Origin of the sequence: uncultured Bacteroides sp. (assembly GCF_910585845.1) — a bacterium.
Classification (GTDB): Bacteria; Bacteroidota; Bacteroidia; order Bacteroidales; family Bacteroidaceae; genus Bacteroides.
On record NZ_CAJUHF010000027.1, the window covers coordinates 24,154 to 44,959 of the forward strand.

Below are 20,806 nucleotides of genomic sequence, written 5' to 3' on the forward strand. Positions count from 1 at the left end.
CGTGTCGTCAGGGCAGGCTATTCCCTTTCTATCGGATTGGAGGGAATCCCCCTCGGCCTTATCTTGTTTCCGTTGCCGTCCGTCACGGTCATGCTGACGCCCGGTTGGCTACTATGGATGAAGCCTATGGGGTCGTCGTAGTAGCGTTCGTGTATTTTCCGGTACTGCTTTCGGCTGACTGCCTCGTAGTTTTTCAGTTCGGCGGTAATCGGACGTCGGGTGTGACACAGCTCGATGCCGCTGGCGGTGAAGCAATAATGCCCTTCGTTGTCTTTCGCTTTCAGGATGAGGCCGGGCAGTCCGCCCAACTTCCAGGGACCTTCACTGATGGCGACTTCATCGGTGAACCATGCGGTCCAGTGTCTTCCCTTGAAGTCGCATTTCGCCTTCCGGCAGGCCATGCCCAGCAGCGTGTCGGTCTCTTCGGTCAGCTCCCAGCGGGGGAACTCCAGCTTCTCTTCGTAGCGGATCCGGTTGCAGCCTGCCACTGCGTTTTGCGTGATGACCTGTCCGGCAGGGAAACCCTTGCAGATGATTTCGGTCATGAGCGCGTTGCCGTACTGGTTCAGGTGGCGGTTGATGGTCTCCTGCGACGCCTTGTTGGCAATGTCGGCATTATAGACGGAGTCGCAGATGTACTTGCTGTAGCTGTAGAATTTCGATACGCCGCTGCCCACCTCCAGTATCATGGTCTCTTCCAGTGGCTTCTCTTGCTTGACGGTGTCCAGGTAGAAACGGGTTTCGTACTGCACGCGCAGTTGCAGGTTGCCGATGGTGTCCGGCTTGGCGTAGTTTTCGGGCATGAATACATTGAACTGGGCTTGCGCGGCGAGCGGCGTCAGCAGGACGGCGAGGCAGGCGGATAGGATCTTTCTTGTTGTCATAGTGGATAAAATCTTTCTTGTTCCCATAACGGTTCTTGTTTTTGAGAGTTGGTTACTGATTACGGCTGCAAAGCTATTCGGTTTATTCCTTTCCATCGGGTGGAAGTTATTACTGAAATGTTATTCCACCGGAAAAAGAGGGTCTCACGTGTACCTATTGAGAGAGAAACGTTTACCTTTGTGGCAGAGAAATCGGAAAAGAAAGAGTATGGAACAACGGATAAAAGTAATCTGGATATTGTCCCTCGCCTCCATGATGCTGATTGTGGCGGGGCAGGGGTACTGGCTGTGGGACCAGTGCCAGTACAGGAACGAAGAACTGGTGAAGGAAGTGCGTGCCCGCGTGTTGGAAGCCACAGTGCTAAACGATTCCGTGCGCGGACTGTGCCCCAAGAAGATATTTACCGATTCGGCATCCGTCTCTTGGGGAACCAACAGCTACAGGGATCTGGTGATTGACTCACTGAGCGGACAGGAAAAGACTGTTTATTCTTACGCCCAATACATCAAAGTACGGCTCCGGAAGAGAGATGCATCGATGGGAGACACCTCTCCACTGGTTTACAAAGACTCCATCTACTTTCGTACGAAGGAAGAATTAGGGTGGTCTATGGAGAAGGAGATGCAGAAGTACAAGCTCCAGGTAGATGCGCCCTTCACGTTGCAACGGTTCGACTCCGTGCTGGCGGTCAAGTTGCCCGGTATCTCTTTCGATACGCAGTTCTGCACTCCGAAAGACTCGCTCTTCGTTACGACGGACTCCGTGACGCTGGCCGGCTCCCGTCTGCGTCCCGTAGTGGAGATAGTCTATCCCTATAATCCTTTAGGCTGGCAGCAGGTACGGATAACGGTTCGACCGCCACTGCCGATGTTGCTGCTCCGCATGGGCTGGCAACTGTTAGGCAGTTTCCTGCTGATACTTCTGCTGACCTTCTGCCTGCTCTTCCAGATAAAGACCATCTTGAAGCAACGCCGCATCGACGAGTTGCGGAAAAGCTTTGTAAACACCATGATACACGAGTTGAAACGCCCCGTCCAGACCCTGAAGATGTGCGTCGCCTTTCTTAACGACAAGTCCCTGCGGACGGACGAACAGGCAATGGACGAAGTGATACACGACTCCCTGTCCGAGCTGGACAACCTCTCCGCCTACCTCTCGAAGCTCCGCGACATGACCCGTGCCGACGAAGAACACACCCCGCTCTCTGTCCGTACCTTCGACATCCGCGAGACTGTGGAAAAGCTTGTCCGCCTCTATCATGCTCCCGAAGGCAAGGACGTCTCGTTTGAAACCCGCTTCAGCGAATCCACCTTGGTGACAGCCGACCCTGTCCACCTCTTCAATATCATCAGCAACCTGATAGAGAACTCTGTGAAGTACTCCGGTCCCTCGGTACACATCCTTGTCGATTGCCTCTTGTCTCCCCATCAGCTGCTTATCCGTGTATCTGACAACGGCATCGGCATACCCGCCTCCGAGCAAGGTCGCGTGTTCGACAAGTTCTATCGCGGTAGCCATCTGTCCAGTTCCGCACTGCCCGGCATCGGCCTTGGCCTGAGTTACGTCAAACTACTGGTAGAAGCCCATCGGGGTACCCTCTCCCTGACCAGTCAGGTCGGGAAAGGCACCACCCTCGAAATCTACCTCCCCCAGTAATTTTCCATTTTCACCTTTTCATTTTCCATTCCCTATGTCTCCACTAAAGATACTCTTCGCTGACGACGACCTCAAGTACTCCATGCTTCTGAAACGCTTTCTTGATAAAGAAGGCTACGAAGTGGTCTATGCAGGAAACGGTGCAATAGCCCTCGAACAGTTTCCCCTCGTCAAACCCGACTTGGTGCTGCTCGACATTAATATGCCCCTTTTCAATGGCTTCGAAGTAGCCGAGCGCATCCGCGAGACCGACAAGCGCGTTCTCATTTTCTTTCTTTCCGACCGTAGCGACAAAGCCGACCGCCTGCAAGGTTTCCAGCTTAAGGCAAACGACTACCTTGCCAAGCCTTTCTATCCCGAAGAACTGATAGCCCGCATCCGCGAACGCTTCGCCTCCCGGTTGTCCGATACTGTGGATGAAGAGACCTACCGCTTCGGCAAGTCCGTCTTCAACTACAGCACGAACGAAATCCGCACAGGCAGCAACAAGGTGCTCATCACCTCCCGCCAGGCAGATATCCTTCGCTTGCTTGCCCGTCATCCCAACTGTGCTGTAGCGCGGGACACCTTGCTGGAAGCCGTTTGGGGAACTTCTTCGTATGCCAACTCTCTCGCCCTGAATGTACAGATCACCTACTTGCGCCGCGCCTTGAAGAACGACCCTACGATCAGGATTGAATCGCTGATGAAGAAAGGATACGTTCTGAAAGTAGGGTGAAGGCGCACAAAGAAAGTATGAGGAAATGTAAAGTCACAAAGAGCATTGTGAAGAGAGCGGGCTGAGAGTGTGAAGAGAGTGCAAAGAGGGTCAAAAGAATCAACCCTTGATTACTGCAATAGGCGACAAGGTGGTGCGTATCTTTACCAGGTCGGTTTGATTCTCCATCACCTCATCAATGTTCTTGTAGGCACCTGCCGCCTCTTCCAGGTCCTTGGTGCCACGGATGGCATGTACGATGTTCTGCTCTTCAAGCCGGGCAATCTCTCTTTCCAATGACAGGCGGCGTACTGCTTCGGAACGGCTCATGGCGCGTCCGGCACCGTGTGAGGAGCTGAGGAAGCTGTCCGGATTTCCCAATCCCTCTACAATGTACGAATGTGTTCCTTGCGAACCGGGAATAATCCCTATTTCGCCTATGCCGGCATGCACGGCACCTTTCCGGTGTACGATGACATTCTCTCCGAAGTGTTCTTCCCAAGCGGCATAGTTGTGTGCGATGTTGATCATCGGTTCGAAGACGGCTTGCGGCAATGCATCGGCAATCACCTCTTGTATGCGCTCCATCATCAGTTTCCGGTTGGCAAGGGCGAAAGCAACGCAATATTCCATCTCCGCCCAGTACTGCTTGAACTCCGGTGTGCGCAGGGGAAGGAAGGCAAGTCTTAGTTCCGGCTTTACACTGGAGTACCAGCGGGTGTTCAGCGTCTCAGCCAACTTGTCGTAGTATTCGCCTACCATTTTCCCTAAGTTCCGGCTTCCGCTGTGTAGCATGATCCACAAATAGCCATCGTTGCAGCGTTGCAGTTCGATGAAGTGGTTTCCTCCTCCTAATGTGCCCACTTGCTTTTGGGCAGATGCCAGTTGGCGCTTCACCACCGTCATGTTGTCTGTGTCGAACCCTGCGGGCATATACTCTTCGCCCTGTGCGGTCTTGTGGTGTTCCATTCCCAAGGGGATACGCTTACGTATGCCTCGCATGATCTTTTTCCGTAACACCTCCTGCGAGATCTCTTCGACCTGAATGTTTGTCTTCACTGCACACATGCCGCAGCCGATGTCTACTCCTACTGCGTTGGGTATTACTACTCCTTTTGTGGCAAGCACGCCGCCTATCGGCATTCCCTTTCCACCGTGTGCGTCGGGCATCAGTGCCAGGTGATGGAACAGGAAAGGCAAGGTAGTCAGGTTGTTCACTTCTTCCCAAGCATGGGCATCCAACTGGCGTACCCACAACTTGACGGGTACTTGATTCATTTCAATCGTTGTCATATTACTTAATAATTTATGGTTTTTAGTTTCGGTTTCAGGAATTATCGGGAGTTAATTCCCGAATAGCTTCCGTTAACTTCTTATATTCTTCTTCATATTCCCTTCTCTCTTCTTGTGTCGCAAAGATTTGCATGAAGGTGCGCAATGTTTTTGCGCAACGCGAATTATTTTTCTATTTTTGGCAAAAAAAGTAGTTATGCCTGCCAATAGAAACGCATTGATAAGATATAAGACTATCGACCGTTGCTTGCGCAACCGCTATCGCCGTTGGACGTTGGAAGACCTGATGGAGGCGTGTTCCGAAGCCTTGTATGAGTACGAAGGAATAGACAAGGGGATATCCCGGCGCACGGTACAGATGGACATTCAGGTGATGCGTAGCGAGAAGTTGGGATATAATGCCCCGATCGAAGTGTATGAGAACAAGTATTATCGTTATGCGGAACCGGACTACACCATCACGCGTCTTCCGCTGTCGCAGAACGACATAGAGGTCTTGTCGGAAGCAGTCGGTCTGTTGCGTCAGCTTCAGGACTTCGATTGTTTCACGGAGATGGCGGATGTGATTGGCCGTTTGCAGGACAGTGTGGCAGTGGCCAAACATCATGCTCCGGCTGTGATAGACTTTGAACGTAACGGTAACTTGAAAGGCTTGGAGTATCTGAACCCTATCTATGACGCCATTGTGCATCGGCAGACGTTGCATGTATGTTATCGTTCGTTCCGTGCTCGCAGAGTGAAAGACTATTATCTTTATCCTTATCTACTGAAAGAGTACCGCAACCGTTGGTTTGTGTTTGGTGTGCGTGTGGAGGACGGCGAACTGATGAACCTGGCTTTAGACCGCATCAAGCAACTGCTGACAGCCCCCGACATCCCTTATTGTGTGAATGAGGATTTTCATCCTGAAACATTTTTCGAAGACGTGATCGGCGTGACCAAACATGCCCGTCTCTCCAAAGCGACCGTCCGTTTCAAAGCCGATACCCGTCAGGCGTCGTATATTCTGACTAAACCCCTGCATGCCTCTCAAGTGCTGATAGAGCAGTGCAAGGATGGAAGCATGGTCTTTGAAATCACAGTAGTACTGAATCCTGAACTTTATGCCGTATTGATGGGCTTCGGACCGGGAGTGAAGGTTCTGTCGCCGAAACAGGCGGTGGAGGAGATGCGGAAGATGTATCGGGAAGGTGCCGAAAACTACGGGAAGCAGGATAGGGAATAGTTGTAATTTCCCCAAACGTAAGAACCATCCGATGAAGGGATTCGTCCAAGTGTTGCAAGTATTGCTTTTCTTTGTGGCAACCATCATTGCTGTCTCCATTCTTATCGACAAGTCGCCCGCTACGTTTTTTGCCGGATTGGGCGCTTCGGCGGCTGTGCTGATGCTGGTCTTCAAAGATAGTATTTTGGGATTTGTGGCGGGAATACAACTTTCTGCCAATGAAATGTTGCGTATTGGCGATTGGATTGTCGTACCCAATGGGGGAGCTAATGGGATTGTCAGGGAGATTACGCTCAATACGGTAAAGATACAGAATTGGGATAATACGATTTCCACCGTTCCTCCCTACACCTTGGTGAACGGGTCTTTCCAGAACTGGCGTGGTATGCAGGAGAGCGGTGGCCGCAGGGTAGATAAGAATATCTATCTGGACATGACAACACTGAAGTTCTGCTCTCCCGAAATGATAGATATGATTCGTAAAGAAATCCCTCTGATGGCAGATTATCAGCCGGCAGAAGGAGAAATTCCCACCAATGCACAACTATACCGTATCTATATAGAACGTTATCTTTGTAGTCTTCCTGTTGTCAATCAGGATCTGGATTTGATTGTCAGCCAAAAGGAGATGACTACTTATGGCCTACCTATCCAGGTCTATTTCTTTTCACGAGACAAGGTTTGGAAAGAGTATGAGTGTATTCAGTCCGATATCTTCGACCATCTGCTGGTGATGGTACAGAAGTTTGATTTGAAGCTTTACCTGTATTCCGATTAGTAGATAAGCCGGAACTCTGCCCATGCAGGTAAATGGTCGCTGTATCCGGCCTGATACTTCATGCCGTAGTAGGTACGGAAAGGCTGTTTTCCTCCGTATTTGGGGTCTTTGGTCAAAAGGAATGCGGGGCGGAATATGTCGGCTTTGTCTTCATCGGTACGAAAGTCGGCGGAGGGATGAAGAAGTGTGCCGGACACGATGATGTGGTCCAGTAAGCCCCATTCTCCCCGATACTTATAGCTGCCGAACTGCTTTTGGGTGGCAGCTTTGCGGGCAAGCAAATGGTAAAGGCTGTGTGGTTGCAGGAGGTTCTTGTCATGGGGAGGATCTTGGGCTGATAGGACTTCTCTGATGGATTTGTTGTCGGGATAATCGTTGAAGTCTCCCATTATGAGAATCTGGGGATGACGTCGGTGAAGAGAGATGCTGTCGACGGCACTTCTGAGCCTGCGGGCGGCAAGGAGGCGATAGGGCTCGCTCTCTTTGGCTCCGCCGGAACGTGACGGGAAGTGGGTGATGAAGACATCCAGTGTGTCTTGGGTAAGCAACAAGCCGGATACATGCAGTATATCCCGGGTAGGGGAGAAACGTCTCTTGCCTGAGGCATTCGGAATACGAATACTTTGATAGGATAATAGTTTGAACTGGTCCCTTTGGTATAGCAGGGCTACATCGATGCCCCGAAGATCCGGAGAGTCGGTCATGACATAACGGTATTGGGACTCTCGCAGGATGGAGCGCTTGGTCAGATCGCGCAAGACGCTGTCGTTCTCTACCTCGCAAAGGGCGACAAGAGCAGGAGGAACCCAGTTGCCTATGGCTGTGATGACACGGGCGATGGCATTCAGCTTCTTCTTGTATTTGGTGTAGTTCCAGTGGCGGATACCGTCGGGAAGGAATTCATGATCATTCTTTAGCGTATCATGCCGGTAGTCGAATAGGTTTTCTACATTGTAGCTGACTACGCGGAATGCAAGTGTGTCTCTTCCTGCCTGTCCTCGAAGGAGAAGGAAGGGATAGAGCAGGAAGAGCAAGAGAAGCATTTCGTGAATTCTTCTTTCCATCTTTTTATGGTGTTGCGGCTTCTTTTTCATTTCTTATAAATTCATAGCATCCGGCATCCGGTGCTTTGTCCTGCAGGCGCGATCTTCCGTTTCTGTCCGTCGGATATGCATCGGCATCTTCTTTATTTCCTAAATTGATTGCTTCCGATTTCTCTTCAAGAGCGAAATTATAGGCTTGTGTCCTGCTGTCCATCAGAACAAAGTTGTCGTCTTTTCTCCATATCACGTTGATTATCCGGTCATTCTCTTCTTTTACTGAGTGGATGAGGTTGTGTGAGAAATAGTAGTTGAAAGCTGTGTTCTCATTTTTAGAGCGCCTTCCTTCTATTTCGTCTGTGCCTGAGCCTGCAATGATGCAGTTGCGGAAGATGGCGGAGGAGAGCGGATAATCGGTACCGTTCCATTCGTTACAGATTTGTAGTGCGGTGCCTTTTCGTACATTCCAGCTGAAATAGTTTGCCAGCGTGCAATGTGTGAAAGTATAGTCTCCACCTAACAGGCTGACGCAGTTGTTGCCCGCATTACTGATCTCACAGTTCCCGATGACGGCTTGGCAGGAGGTCAGTTCCAAGCCATTGCCTGATACTTGCCGGATGACGGAAGACTCCAGTGTCAGTTTCGTGCGGTCTGTTCTCGAAGAGTCGCAACGGATGCCGAAACTCCCTCCGTGAATGTCTGCATACACCAGATGATTGTCGTAACTGGTCGTGAGGAAATGGATGCCACCCCATTGTCCGGGCAGTCGGTCGTATGGCAGGTAAGGAAACATCCGGTCTGTACGGTCTCCTCGGAAGACAACCGGTGAAGACAGAGTTCCTTCTGCAGATAAACGCCCATGCACCTGCATGCCTGCTTTCCCGTGGAAGTAGAGGCGGGTACCGGCGGCAAGGGTCAGGTGGGCATTGGGGGCTACACTGATGCTGTCGTAGATCAGTATGGGGCGTTCGGAGGCTATCAGTGTGTCCTGCTCGATCACTTTGCCCCGGAAGGCGTAGGCATCTTGGGCGTATGCCCATAGCTTCACTTCTTGTCGTATACCGTTCAGTTGGAAAAGGATGGAATCTCTGATCAGCGTGATGCCCGCGTTTTTCTGTTGGGGTAGGGTAGCTTCTACGAAGATGTATAAACTGTCTTGTCCGGCGATTTCCACATCCGCGAATTGTTTTCCCGGCATTCCGTCCAGGTTGATGCGGAAACCGGATTCTCCGGCATCGGCAAGATTGATGGAGGAAATCAGCAGTGCTTTCTTATGTGGATTGTATATTTTCAGCTGATAGGTAGAAGTAGGGATGCCGGTGATGACAGTATCCATGCATAGTGTGTCTTGCGAAAACCGGAGCGTATGTTTGGGATCGGATGAATAGTCATCCGTATCGTCGCACGCTGCAAAGGGACACAGAAGAAACGCGAGGAGTATATATATAATAAGGTGTAGTGCTTTTGATTTCATACCGTATTGGTTGTTAAGTTGAGAGTTGAGAATAAAGTGTTGAGAACTGCAAGTTGATGTGTTTAATTCTCAACTCTCAACTCTTCATTCTCAGCTCCTAATTAATAACGTTATTTCGTTCCCTTTATTATTGGGTTTGTCTTTACTTTGCAAAATACAATGGCACGCAGGATAATGCGGAATCCCGCGTCCATCCTGCGTGCCATCGCTTTCTTACTTTATATCAAGAGAGATGAATTATCCTCTCCGTCCTGTCGCTTCAATCAGTTCTTTAATCTTTTCGTTCAGGCTGTTCGCTTTCATCAATTGCTCCAAAGTGAGATGCATGCGATAGCGCCAATAATGCCTTGGATTGGCAGGCACGTTGATACGCTCTTCCTGCACATTCGGATTACGCCACTTGCCATCCATAGACAACCAGTCTTGCAACGAGAGGATGCATAGGATGGAATTGCTGTAGAGATGATTACGTACCACCTCCTCGCAAAGTTCCGGAGTAGCGACTGCCGGGGCGGCTCCATAATGTCCAAGCGTCGTATTGTAATACCGTTGGGTTTGCTGGAAATCTTCCTCCCACCAACCGCGGAGCGTAGACATATCATGTGTAGAAATCGTACAAACCGAACGGTATGGATACCATTCCGGATGTCCAAACTCTTGTGCGGGATCTTTAGGCATACGCTGTATCTCCAAACTAAGGATGCGCAGCTCGTTCATCACCCATGCAACGCAATCGGGAATCATGCCAAGGTCTTCTCCACACACCAACATACGGGTGGATTGTGTCAGCTGTGGTAATTTCTTCATGGCTTGGTCGCGCCAGAAGTCATTATGGCGGTGATAGTAATACTGGTCGTACAAACGGTTGAATGCTGCTTTCTCCCAGTCGTTCAGCGCACGGTAAATGTAATCATGCTGTACGCCGATGCGTGGGTGGAACATATTCGGGTTCTCGCGATCGGGCACGAACAGCACATCACTGATGAGGGCATACAATCCGTCACGTATCCAAATGCTGTCTTCGTCGGTCTTTCCGGCAAAATAAGCCTCCACTTTACGCTGCGTGTCGAATTCGGGGCGCATACGATAGACTTCCCATGTATCCGTAGGCTCTATGAATGTCTGTTTCACATAGTCGGTATGAGGACCGAACATCTGCCCGAGGAAATATTCATGGATGTATGGTTTCACGAAGAAGTCTTCGCGGAAAGTGATGCCATAGCTTTCTATCTCTTCGCGAGACATGGGCAGGGCAGGCACAAACTGTCCCAGCAAGCCGTGAACGGCATGCATCGGGATTTCCCAAATGCGGAAGAATCCCAATATATGGTCAATGCGGTAAGCGTCAAAGTATTCCGACATCTTGCGGAAACGCTTCATCCACCACGAGTAGCCGTCTTTCTCCATGACGTCCCAGTTGTAGGTCGGGAGGCCCCAGTTCTGACCGTTTACGGAAAAGTCGTCGGGTGGAGCACCTGCTTGTCCGTTCAGGTTGAAGTAATAAGGCTCTGTCCAGGCTTCCACGCTGTTGCGGCTGATGCCGATCGGGATATCACCTTTCAGCACTACACCGTTGGCACGGGCGTGCTCCGTTGCGGCCAGCAATTGCTGGTGCAGGTGGAACTGGATGAAGAAATAGATTGCCACATGCGGGTATTCGGCAGAATCCGGTTGGCATAGTTTCTCGATCTCTTCAGCCTTATATTCATTGAATCTCGGCCATTCTCTGAAATTAGGCGTTTTGTAAGTGTCCCGCAAGTAACAGAATGCAGCATAAGGCTGCAACCATTCTTGATTGTTCTCAAAGAAAAGTCGGAAAGCTTTGGAAGTTAATACCTTTTTCCCTTCTTGCTGGTATATCAAGTGGAAGTATTCCCACTTCGTCCGGTTCACCGCCTCATAATCTATCGCGGGCAGAGCATTCAACTCCTTCTGGCGTTTTCTGAATTCGGCCATTTTCCCTTTATCCTTCAACGTGCCCATTTGTCTCAGGTCGGCATACATGGGGTGGAACGCATAGATGGATATGCTGTTGTAAGGATAGGAGTCCGTCCATGTGTGCGTCATGGTGGTATCGTTGATAGGCAATATCTGCACGGCTTTCTGATGCGTAAGCACTGCCCAGTCTATCATCTGTCGGAGGTCTCCGAAGTCTCCTACGCCGAAGCTTTTTTCGGAACGTAACGAGAAGATGGGAACTGCCACTCCGGTTCCTTTCCAGTCGGGCAGAGAGAAATAGACATAGCGGTCGCCGATGACAAGGGTTTCGTTGGCACCTATCTGCGGATCTGCCATATAGCGGTTGGGATTGTTTTCCCATGCTTCGGCACGTTGTTCTTTCTTATTATAAAGAATAAACTTATACTCCAGCGGGAAACTGAGCAGGTTGGCATCCATTTCAATCTGCCATTCGGGGAAGTTGGCGTCACTCATGAGCACTGCCTTGTCCGCATTCCAGTTGCCCAAAGCCTTTTGGTTACCGCAAATACCCAAGCAATGATCCTTGTCGATGTAGGGTGCGTACGCCTTTATCTGCAGTCCTTTCTGATAGCTTTTCGGAGCATTGCTGCGCTTGGGATGTGCTAACAACGATTCTGTGAAAGCAGACGTGTAGAAATATTGCTGTTCGGGCAAGTCTTTCCAGCAGTCTTGCAAGCAGTATACCTTCTTTTTCTTGCCTGATACGTAGAGCATACGGGGTAGTTTGTTCCACTCGGTCCGTATTACTTTACCATCGCGGTAGATCTGGTAGTTATACTGAACAAAACCATTTTCGGGCAATAAAATGTCCGTTTCCAAGGTCCAATGAATGCCGTCTACGGTTTGTAGTGGTATGGCATTTCCTTGTTGATTATCACCCAGCTCGGGAACAGAGCCTAAGACTCTGACTTCTTCGCCCCAACTGGTCCGGTATTCGATATGAAAAGATAATGTCATATATATTAGATTTAGCAATAGCTGCAATGATTATGCAAGTATAGACATTATTTTGCATAATCTCGCAGCTATCTTGATCTAATTTTTTTTTAATCCTATGCAAACGTTTGTGTTTGCCTTCTTGTGCTGGATATTATCCGCAGCGTGATGCGCCGCATGTGGTACAAATGAGGCATCCTTCTTGATAGACAAGCGTTTCATTTCCGCAGTTCGGGCATTTCTTGCCTTTGGCTGCCGTGCCGTCGGTGATGTACTTCTTCAAGGCACGTTCCACGCCATTCTTCCAGGTATTGATGCTCTCGCTGTCCAGCTGCAATGAGCCTACCAATTTGATAACCTGTTCGATGGGCATGCGGTAACGCAATACGCCGGAAATCAGTTTGGCATAATTCCAGTATTCCTTGTTGAACTTTTCGGACAGTCCTTCGATGGTGACTTTGTAGCCGCGTTTGTTTTGGAACTGGAAATCGTAACGTTTGTTACCGTCTTTATCCACATTCTTGATGATGTGTCCGCTGGTGACGTTCTTCGGAAGGATGATACCTTCGTCGTCGTCCTGCAGACCGGTGAAGATTTCATATGGATGTCCGTCCAGTAAACCTACGAATGCTACCCACTTCTCTTTGTTGTTTTGGAAGCGTACGATATCGGCATCGAGTATTTTCGGGCGGGTTTCCACTATCGTGGGCGGTTTGCAAGGGGGCAGATTGGCCTTCTTGTCACTCTTGGTAGAGATCAGCACGCCGGAACGTGAGCCATCGCGATAGACCGTACAACCTTTGCAGCCGGATTTCCATGCTTCTACGTATAGCCGGTTTACCAAGTCTTCGTCCACATCATTCGGCAAATTGATGGTGACGCTGATGGAATGGTCTACCCACTTTTGGATGCGTCCTTGCATCTTGACTTTCATCAGCCAATCTACATCGTTTGAGGTTGCCTTGTAGTAGGGAGACTGCTCAACCAGCTTGTCTATCTCCTCTTGCGTGTAGCGTTTGCTGGGATCGTATCCTTCGGCCTCCAGCCATGTCGCAAATTTTGGATGGAAGACGATGTATTCTTCGAAAGCATCACCAGTATCGTCCACAAAATCGATGTGTACGTTGGTATCGTTGGGGTTGACCTTGCGGCGGCGCTTGTATACCGGAAGGAATACAGGCTCTATGCCGGAAGTGGTTTGTGTCATCAGGCTGGTGGTACCGGTCGGTGCGATGGTGAGGCAGGCAATGTTGCGTCGTCCGTACTTCTTCATTTCTTCATACAGTTCCGGATCAGCTTCGCGTAAGCGGTTGATGAAAGGATTGTTTTTTTCGCGCTCCGTGTTGTAGATCTCGAAGGCACCGCGTTCTTTAGCCATCTCTATTGACGAGCGATAAGCATTCAGAGCAATTGTCTTATGCACCTTTTCCGAGAACTCAGTGGCCTCTTCGGTGCCGTAACGCAATCCGAGGGCGGCAAGCATGTCTCCTTCGGCTGTGATGCCTACTCCTGTCCGGCGTCCTTGACCGCTTTTCTTATATATCTTTTCCCACAACGTGCGTTCGGTGTGTCTTACGTCTTCGCTTTCCGGATCGGAATCAATCTTCTCGATGATACGTTCAATCTTCTCCAGTTCGAGATCAATGATGTCATCCATAATGCGCTGTGCCAGGCGTACATGCTTTTTGAACAGTTCAAAATCGAAATAGGCATCCGATTTGAAAGGATTCACCACATAAGAGTAGAGGTTAATAGCGAGCAGACGGCAGGAGTCGTATGGGCACAAGGGGATTTCACCACATGGATTGGTCGATACAGTGCGGTATCCCAAGTCTGCATAACAGTCGGGTACGGATTCCTTCAGAATGGTATCCCAGAACAATACGCCCGGTTCTGCTGATTTCCATGCATTATGCACGATCTTTTTCCACAAGTTGGTTGCGTTGATTTCCTTTTGCACGATCGGATTGTCTACATGGATTGGATATTGCTGGATGTATGGAGTGCCTGTAGTGGCGGCAGTCATGAAAGCATCGTCTAGTTTCACTGATACGTTGGCACCTGTCACTTTTCCCTCCGTCATCTTGGCATCGATGAAGGCTTCTGAATCAGGATGTTTGATAGATACACTCAACATCAGTGCACCGCGGCGGCCGTCTTGTGCTACTTCACGCGTGGAGTTTGAATAACGTTCCATGAAAGGAACCAGACCGGTGGAAGTCAGTGCAGAGTTCTTTACCGGAGAGCCTTTCGGACGGATGTGTGATAAATCGTGCCCCACACCCCCGCGGCGTTTCATCAACTGTACTTGTTCTTCGTCTATTTTGAAGATTGCACCGTATGAATCGGCTTCACCGTCTACTCCGATAACGAAACAGTTGGATAAGGAAGCTACCTGATGGTTGTTTCCGATGCCCGTCATCGGGCTTCCTTGCGGCACGATGTACTTGAAATGGTCGAATAAGTCGAATAGCTCTTCTGCGCTCAATGGATTAGCGTACTTGGCTTCAATGCGTGCCACTTCATTGGCTATTCTCCAATGCATGTCTACTGGGGATTTTTCGTAGATATTCCCGAAAGAATCCTTAACTGCATACTTGTTTACCCAAACACGTGCAGCCAATTCGTCACCCTGGAAGTATCGTAAGGATTCTTCGTAGGCTTCGTCATAAGAATAAGTTTGTTTTTCCACGATGCTTTTCTCTTAGATATATTTTTTTAATAAGTATATAATGTAGAAGTGATACTTATCGTTAATAAAAGTGTTTGCAAAACTAAGCATGTTTTTTGGTATATCAAAATAAAAAGTGAATAAGTTATGAACAGTTTGTCAGTATTCTTGTTGCTAATATTAAAGTTTTGATTATTAGTTTTTTTAATACAGAAGTAAGATTGGAAAGTTTTCCAAAAAGAAAATTGTGAACCGGAATTGGTGGAACAGATTGTTTCTTTTTAGAAGATACTGGTAAACTTTCAACTTATGCCTGGCTATGATCTGATATTCTTTTCCTATATTTGCAAAAAAAACAAGAGAATGGAAACCTTGAAACAAAGAAGAACAATCCGTAAATATCAGCAGAAAGATATTTCTTCTGATTTGTTAAATAATTTGCTCGATTCTGCTTTCCGTGCTTCTACGGTAGGAAACATGCAGGTGTATAGTGTCATTGTCACGCGCGATGCCGACCGGAAAGCCAAACTGGCGCCGGCTCATTTCAATCAGCCGATGGTGCGGACTGCACCTGTCGTACTGACGTTCTGCATTGACCTTCGTCGGTTCAGCAAGTGGTGCGAGCAGAGGAATGCGGTTCCCGGATATGATAACTTTGAATGGTTTGTGACCGGATCGGTAGATGCTTTGTTGGTGGCGCAGACTTTCTGTGTGGCAGCTGAGGAGAAAGGGTTAGGAATCTGTTATTTGGGTACTACTACCTATAATCCGCAAATGATAATTGACGCTTTGGAGTTGCCCGAGCTAGTATTCCCGATCACTACAGTGACGGTGGGATGGCCCGATGAGCTGCCCGCCCAAGTGGATCGTTTGCCGTTGGAGGCTATTGTGCATGAGGAGACTTATCACGACTATACGCCGGAAGACATAGATCGGTTGTATGCTTATAAGGAATCCTTGCCGGAGAATAAGCAATTCATTTTGGAAAATAATAAAGAGACGTTGGCACAGGTCTTTACCGATGTACGCTATCGGAAGGAAGACAATGAGGCGATGTCGGAAAATCTTTGGAAAGTAATGAAAAAGCAGGGTTTTTAATCCTGCTTTTTTAATGTCGTTTGTATATCGTCTATTTCAGCGCGGAAGGCCTTGTCTACTTCCCGTAACTCTTTGATTGTCTTGCAGGCGTGTAATACGGTAGCATGGTCCTTGTTTCCGATGAGGGTGCCTATCTTGGATGTAGAGAAATCCGTGTAGGTCTTGGCAAGATACATGGCTATTTGGCGTGCCTGTACTACTTCACGCTTCCGTGACCGGGTGTGAATGGTGGCAGTATCCAAAGAGAAATGCTTGCATACCACGTTAATGATGTTGTCTACCGTAATCGTCTTGTTTTCGCTTCTAACCACCTTACGTACGATGCGTTGCGCCAGCTCCATGTCGATCTCCTTATTATAGATGGTGGAATGGGCCATGATGGAGATGATGATACCTTCCAAGTCACGCACGCTATCGCTGACATTTTCGGCGATGTAGTCTATTACCTCTTCGGGGAACTGCAGGCCATCGCGGTGTATCTTATTTCTTAAGATATTTTTACGCAATTCTACGGTCGGCTTTTCCAATTCGGCGACCATACCCCATTTGAAACGGGTAATCAGGCGTTCTTCCATACCTTGCAGCAATACGGGGGCTCGGTCTGAGGTCAGGATAAGCTGTTTTCTGTTTTGGTGCAGATGGTTGAAGATATGGAAAAAGGTATTCTGGGTTTTGGTGACACCGGCAAATTCCTGAATATCATCAATGATCAATACATCGATAGACTGATAGAAGTTGATGAAGTCATTTGTTGTATTGTTACGCACGGAATCGGTGTATTGCACCTGAAACAAGTGTGCCGACACGTATAAAACCCTTTTCTCAGGATACAGTTCCTTGATCTTCGTACCGATAGCGTTTGCCAGATGGGTTTTCCCCACTCCGGATGCTCCGTAGAAGAACAGCGGATTGAAGATGGTTTTAGCCGGATTTTGAGCGACGGCTTCCGCTACACTGCGAGAAAGTTTGTTGCTATAACCTTCAATAAATGTTTCAAAGTTATATTCCGGATTCAGATGCGGATCTAAATCCTTGATAGGAGCTTGCGGTATTTCTTTGCTGATAACTCTCTTTTGTGAAATAAGAGTGCGGGGAGTGGACTCCAAATCAATCGTAGTACGTGAACTTTTGTCCACCATCACATTGTATAATAACTTGGTGCCGTCTCCAATCACCTTATACAACGTCTTACGCAACAAGTCTACGTACTTGTCTTCTAAGAATTCATAGAAGAACTGACTTGGCACTTGCACGACCAATGTTCCGTCCTCATACTTCAATGGAGTGATGGGGAGAAACCAGGTTTTATATGCCTGATCTGGAACATTATCTCTGATGATTTCGAGACAACGGTTCCATAACCCGACATGATTCAATTCACTCATAACGGCTTTAGATACATTTATTGATTAAGCAAAACTTCTACGTTTGCAAAATTGGCAATCTTATTTTGAAAAAACAAATGCGTTTTTTCTTGCTTTTCTGCTAAAAAGAATAATCACCTTACTTCCAGTTACTTATCTTTGCTCTCACAAATGACCTCTAAAAAACGGATTTGTGTTTTAGTAAGTCTTTGAATCCTAATTGAATATGTGTATAAACAGGTTTGCTTAAGACCGATAGAAATTTGTGAGAATGAAAAAATACTTTAGTTTCTGCACTGACAGGCTAGGGTTTTCCAATTCTATTCGATTTATATTCTTTATTTAGACTTATTCTATTTAAGTGCTATCTTCCTATTTGTCTTTTTTGCCGAACAAAGAGAAGTGGACATACCTTTTGGGATGCGCTTTCAGGTCTTCGAGAAGACTGGCGGCGTTGGCACTCGTGGCACTCAGGTTATTGTAGAGCGACGGGTCGTTCAGCAACAAGCCTATGGTGTTGTCCTTCCGTCCCAGTTGGTCGGTGAGCATTTTAACATTGTTCAGCGTAGAGTCGATTCGGGCAAATGAGGCGGCGTAGTCTATCTTTTTCAGGTTGTCGCTCATGACGGCGAAGTTTTCCCCGATGGTATTCAACTTTTGCGTGAACTGCGGGATGTCTTTGCTCATGAGGCCTTGTAATTGCCGGCTGGTGACTTCCATGCTTGCCATGGTGTTCTGCACACTATGCAGGGTGTTGGCAAGGGCGGGGTCTCCGATCAGAGTATTCAGGGAAGCTAGGATGGAGTCCAGTTTGGGAAGCATCTTTTCCACTTGCGGCATGATCGTTGCCACTTGTTCCATGATACCGTTGTTGACGTTGCCTTGCAGGGTGTCTCCCGTCATGTATCTTTCGCGTGGATTGTTGGCAAGCAGCAGATTCATCTTCACTCCTCCCATCAGTTCGGAAGCCAGTTCAGCGGTGCTGCCTTTCGGTATGCGCAGTTCGGGTTCCACGTCAATTTCCGCAATCACTTTCCCAGGTTGGGTATAGTCGTAGTAGAGATCGCGGACAATCCCCACGCGGAAACCGTCGGCGAAGACGGGACTTGATTTGGTCAGGCCGTTTATGTTCTGGAATTTTACATAAAAATAGTTGGTTGGCTTGAACATGTGTATGCCTTTTAGGTAATTGATGCCGTACACCAATATGCAGAGGGCGATAATGCCTGCAATACCTATTCTGACTTCTTTAGTAAAATACTTCCTCATGATATCTTATGTCTTTTTTTTATTTGTTTCTATTCTTTTTAAATTCTCCGATGGCGGCATTGACGTTTGTCTTCTTGCCATTCTTGAAGGCGATAATAAAGGCATCTTTGAACTTCGGAGTGATTTCTCGTTTGGTGCGTAACACTCTGTTGTAGTCCGTCGATGCACCATACGTATATTTGTAGATTCCTCCTTCTTTATAATGCTCTACGTTCTTTAGTCCTTTCAGTCGTTTGTCGTTGGGGGAAAGTAGGTGCGAGGAGGTGAGTATCTGTATCTTAAATACAGGAGCTGCGCTTCCGGTTGGTTTTCCGGAGGCATTTCTTGTATGGTTTCTTGTCTTGGCGCTGCCGTTGGCAGGTATAGTCGGTTGGCGGGAGGTTTCGCGGGATGGGGCAGGGTTGTCCTGTGCCATGTCCGGTTCTGCGGAAGCGGCATTTGCTTCTTCTGCGCGGTCGGCATCCGTATTTTCGGGCAATGGGGTTTGGCTGCTGCCGTTGAGCCGTATTTCCTGTTCGCGTTTGTAGGAGAGGAAGGCGCGGAAGATACCGTTGGCAAGTGTCGTACTACCGGCTTCCGAGTTGAGATAACGTTCCTCTTCCGGTTGTGATATGAAGCCAAGCTCCACCAAAATGCTGGGCATGGCACTGGCTTTCAGTACTAGAAAGCCGGCTTGATGCACGCCGCGGTCTGCCCGTTTACAGGTCTGTCGGAATTCTTTCTGCACTAATGAGGCCAAGTGTACACTTTGCGACATATACTTGTCTTGCATGAACTCGAAGATAATGTAAGACTCCGCTGAGTTGGGATTGAATCCTGCGTACCGGGTCTTGTAGTCACTTTCGTATAAGATAACGGAGTTTTCCCGTTTTGCCACTTCCAGATTGGCGTCCGATTTTGCCAAACCGAGCGTCCAGGTAGAGGCTCCTTTGGCTGTCCGATTGTTGGCTATGGAGTTGGTATGGATGGAGATGAACAGGTCCGCCTTGGCATTGTTGGCAATCTCTGCCCGTCTGTCGAGGGGGATGAAAATGTCTCGTTCACGGGTATATATCACTTTCACGTCCGGACAGTTTCTTTTTATCTGTTTTCCCAGTTTCAGGGCAACGTTCAGGTTGATGGTCTTTTCTTTGGAGAACTTGCCTAAAGCACCAGGGTCATGCCCACCGTGTCCGGCATCGATTACGACAATAAAATCCTTTGCCCCGGCACTGGTGGTGCAGAGAGGAGAGAGGAACAGCCCGAAGCAAGTACAGATATATAATATGTATCGTTTGTATAGTTTCATACCAAAAGCCGATGCAAATGTAGTGGAATTTTGGAGAAAACTGATGTTTTGAATGAAGTTTTGTTACTTTATTATTCTGAAATGTGATACTTTTCTTCAAAACAGCTTAATTTTGCACCCGCAAATTAAACAATGAAACAAGTATGTTGGTTCGTTTTCTTAAGAACTGGACGTTGCCGCTGGCAATGATTACGGGTACTTTGGGGTACTTTATTCTTGCGAATGTCCCTTTTCTAGCGCCCGCCAAACCCTATATTAATGAGCTGATTGCATATATTACCCCCTTGCTGATATTTGTCCAGCTCCTGCTTACTTTCTGCAAGATAGAGAAGTGGAACGAATTGAAACCTAAAGCGTGGCATGGCTGGCTGCTTTTGTTCCAGGCATTTTCCTGCTTGGTGATAGCGGCTTTGTTGGTCTGCTGTCCGATGAACGAGACCTACCGCGAAGTGTTCGAAGGCGCGATGGTCTGTTTGATTTGTCCTACGGCTACGGCTGCGGCCGTCATTACCGGTAAGTTGGGCGGCAGCGCATCCACGCTGACTACCTATACACTGCTTTCCAATCTGCTGGCGGCGGTAGCGGTTCCGTTGGTCTTCCCCTTGGTAGAGCCTCATGCGGGCATGGGCTTTTTTGCCGCTTTCTTGAAGATATTGAGTAAGGTCTTCCCCTTGTTGCTGTTTCCCTTTTGCATGGCGTGGCTTCTGAAGATGTTCTTGCCGCCTGTGCACCGCTTCTTGCTGGGACTGCACGACCTTGCCTTCTACCTCTGGGGAGTGGCGCTTGCTATCGTCTCCGGACAGACTGTCCGTTCGCTGGTGGCGAGTGACGCACCGGCAGGTGTGGAGTGGCTGATTGCTTTTGCTGGACTGGCGGCTTGTTGCCTCCAGTTCTTTCTAGGCAAGAAGATTGGCGGACGTTATGACGACCGCATCAGCGGCGGACAGGCACTGGGGCAGAAGAATACAGTGCTTGCCATCTGGATGGCATACACTTACCTCAACCCGCTCTCTTCGGTGGGACCAGGATCATATGTGCTGTGGCAAAATATCATCAATAGCTATCAGTTGTGGAAAAAGAGAAAAAATGAGATAAAATATTAAGAGCCTGTTTAAATTTTCCTCAATAATAATCTTATAGTGGCTAATTTGA

At 48.4% G+C, this 20,806-nt stretch carries 14 protein-coding genes and 1 pseudogene; 6 read left to right on the forward strand and 9 right to left on the reverse strand.

Annotated elements, in window-relative coordinates:
• Window positions 1–17 precede the first annotated feature (17 nt).
• Complete coding sequence (locus tag QZ323_RS09095; RefSeq protein ID WP_294634293.1) at window positions 18–884, reverse strand: GLPGLI family protein; 867 nt, start codon at window positions 882–884, stop codon at window positions 18–20.
• Between the two features lie 208 nt (window positions 885–1,092).
• Between QZ323_RS09095 and QZ323_RS09100 the strand changes: the two genes are divergently transcribed.
• Window positions 1,093–2,541, forward strand: coding sequence for a HAMP domain-containing sensor histidine kinase (locus QZ323_RS09100; RefSeq protein ID WP_294634294.1), 1,449 nt, complete (start codon window positions 1,093–1,095; stop codon window positions 2,539–2,541).
• Window positions 2,542–2,575: 34 nt separating this feature from the next.
• Complete coding sequence (locus QZ323_RS09105; protein ID WP_294634296.1) at window positions 2,576–3,259, forward strand: response regulator transcription factor; 684 nt, start codon at window positions 2,576–2,578, stop codon at window positions 3,257–3,259.
• A 99-nt stretch (window positions 3,260–3,358) separates the two neighbouring features.
• Here the strand turns inward: QZ323_RS09105 and QZ323_RS09110 are convergent, their stop codons facing one another.
• Window positions 3,359–4,531: an RtcB family protein gene (locus QZ323_RS09110; protein ID WP_294634298.1), complete on the reverse strand. Its 1,173-nt coding sequence runs from the start codon at window positions 4,529–4,531 to the stop codon at window positions 3,359–3,361.
• A gap of 196 nt (window positions 4,532–4,727) precedes the next feature.
• Between QZ323_RS09110 and QZ323_RS09115 the strand changes: the two genes are divergently transcribed.
• Both QZ323_RS09115 and QZ323_RS09120 read left to right on the forward strand, forming a co-directional pair.
• Window positions 4,728–5,756 (forward strand): WYL domain-containing protein, encoded by a 1,029-nt coding sequence (locus tag QZ323_RS09115; RefSeq protein WP_294634300.1) that lies wholly within the window; start codon window positions 4,728–4,730, stop codon window positions 5,754–5,756.
• Between the two features lie 19 nt (window positions 5,757–5,775).
• Window positions 5,776–6,534: pseudogene (locus QZ323_RS09120) on the forward strand (mechanosensitive ion channel domain-containing protein); the annotation flags it as partial.
• On the opposite strand, the gene QZ323_RS09125 reads toward QZ323_RS09120, so the two are convergent.
• From QZ323_RS09125 to QZ323_RS09140, 4 genes are all read right to left on the reverse strand, one after another.
• Entirely contained in the window at window positions 6,531–7,577 is a 1,047-nt protein-coding gene (locus QZ323_RS09125) for an endonuclease/exonuclease/phosphatase family protein (RefSeq protein ID WP_294634314.1), read from the reverse strand. The pseudogene QZ323_RS09120 and the gene QZ323_RS09125 sit on opposite strands and share 4 nt — an antisense overlap.
• A 25-nt stretch (window positions 7,578–7,602) precedes the next feature.
• Window positions 7,603–9,048 (reverse strand): right-handed parallel beta-helix repeat-containing protein, encoded by a 1,446-nt coding sequence (locus tag QZ323_RS09130; protein WP_294634302.1) that lies wholly within the window; start codon window positions 9,046–9,048, stop codon window positions 7,603–7,605.
• Window positions 9,049–9,285: 237 nt separating this feature from the next.
• The gene (locus QZ323_RS09135) at window positions 9,286–11,985 is read right to left on the reverse strand and encodes a 4-alpha-glucanotransferase (RefSeq protein WP_294634304.1); all 2,700 of its coding nucleotides are present in this window, start codon (window positions 11,983–11,985) and stop codon (window positions 9,286–9,288) included.
• Between the two features lie 133 nt (window positions 11,986–12,118).
• A complete protein-coding gene (locus tag QZ323_RS09140; protein WP_294634305.1) occupies window positions 12,119–14,656 on the reverse strand; it encodes an adenosylcobalamin-dependent ribonucleoside-diphosphate reductase in 2,538 nt (845 codons plus the stop codon).
• Window positions 14,657–14,998: 342 nt separating this feature from the next.
• Between QZ323_RS09140 and QZ323_RS09145 the strand changes: the two genes are divergently transcribed.
• The gene (locus tag QZ323_RS09145) at window positions 14,999–15,733 is read left to right on the forward strand and encodes an NADPH-dependent oxidoreductase (RefSeq protein WP_294634306.1); all 735 of its coding nucleotides are present in this window, start codon (window positions 14,999–15,001) and stop codon (window positions 15,731–15,733) included.
• Here QZ323_RS09145 and dnaA read toward each other — a convergent pair.
• From dnaA to QZ323_RS09160, 3 genes are all read right to left on the reverse strand, one after another.
• Entirely contained in the window at window positions 15,730–17,118 is a 1,389-nt protein-coding gene (gene dnaA / locus QZ323_RS09150; RefSeq protein ID WP_294634307.1) for a chromosomal replication initiator protein DnaA, read from the reverse strand. The genes QZ323_RS09145 and dnaA overlap by 4 nt on opposite strands.
• 351 nt (window positions 17,119–17,469) lie before the next feature.
• Entirely contained in the window at window positions 17,470–18,366 is an 897-nt protein-coding gene (locus QZ323_RS09155; protein WP_294634308.1) for an MlaD family protein, read from the reverse strand.
• A gap of 19 nt (window positions 18,367–18,385) precedes the next feature.
• A complete protein-coding gene (locus QZ323_RS09160; protein WP_294634310.1) occupies window positions 18,386–19,654 on the reverse strand; it encodes an N-acetylmuramoyl-L-alanine amidase in 1,269 nt (422 codons plus the stop codon).
• A gap of 143 nt (window positions 19,655–19,797) precedes the next feature.
• Here QZ323_RS09160 and QZ323_RS09165 point away from each other — a divergent pair, with 143 nt between their 5' ends.
• Window positions 19,798–20,757, forward strand: a complete 960-nt coding sequence (locus tag QZ323_RS09165; RefSeq protein ID WP_294634311.1) for a transporter — start codon at window positions 19,798–19,800, stop codon at window positions 20,755–20,757.
• Window positions 20,758–20,806 lie beyond the last annotated feature (49 nt).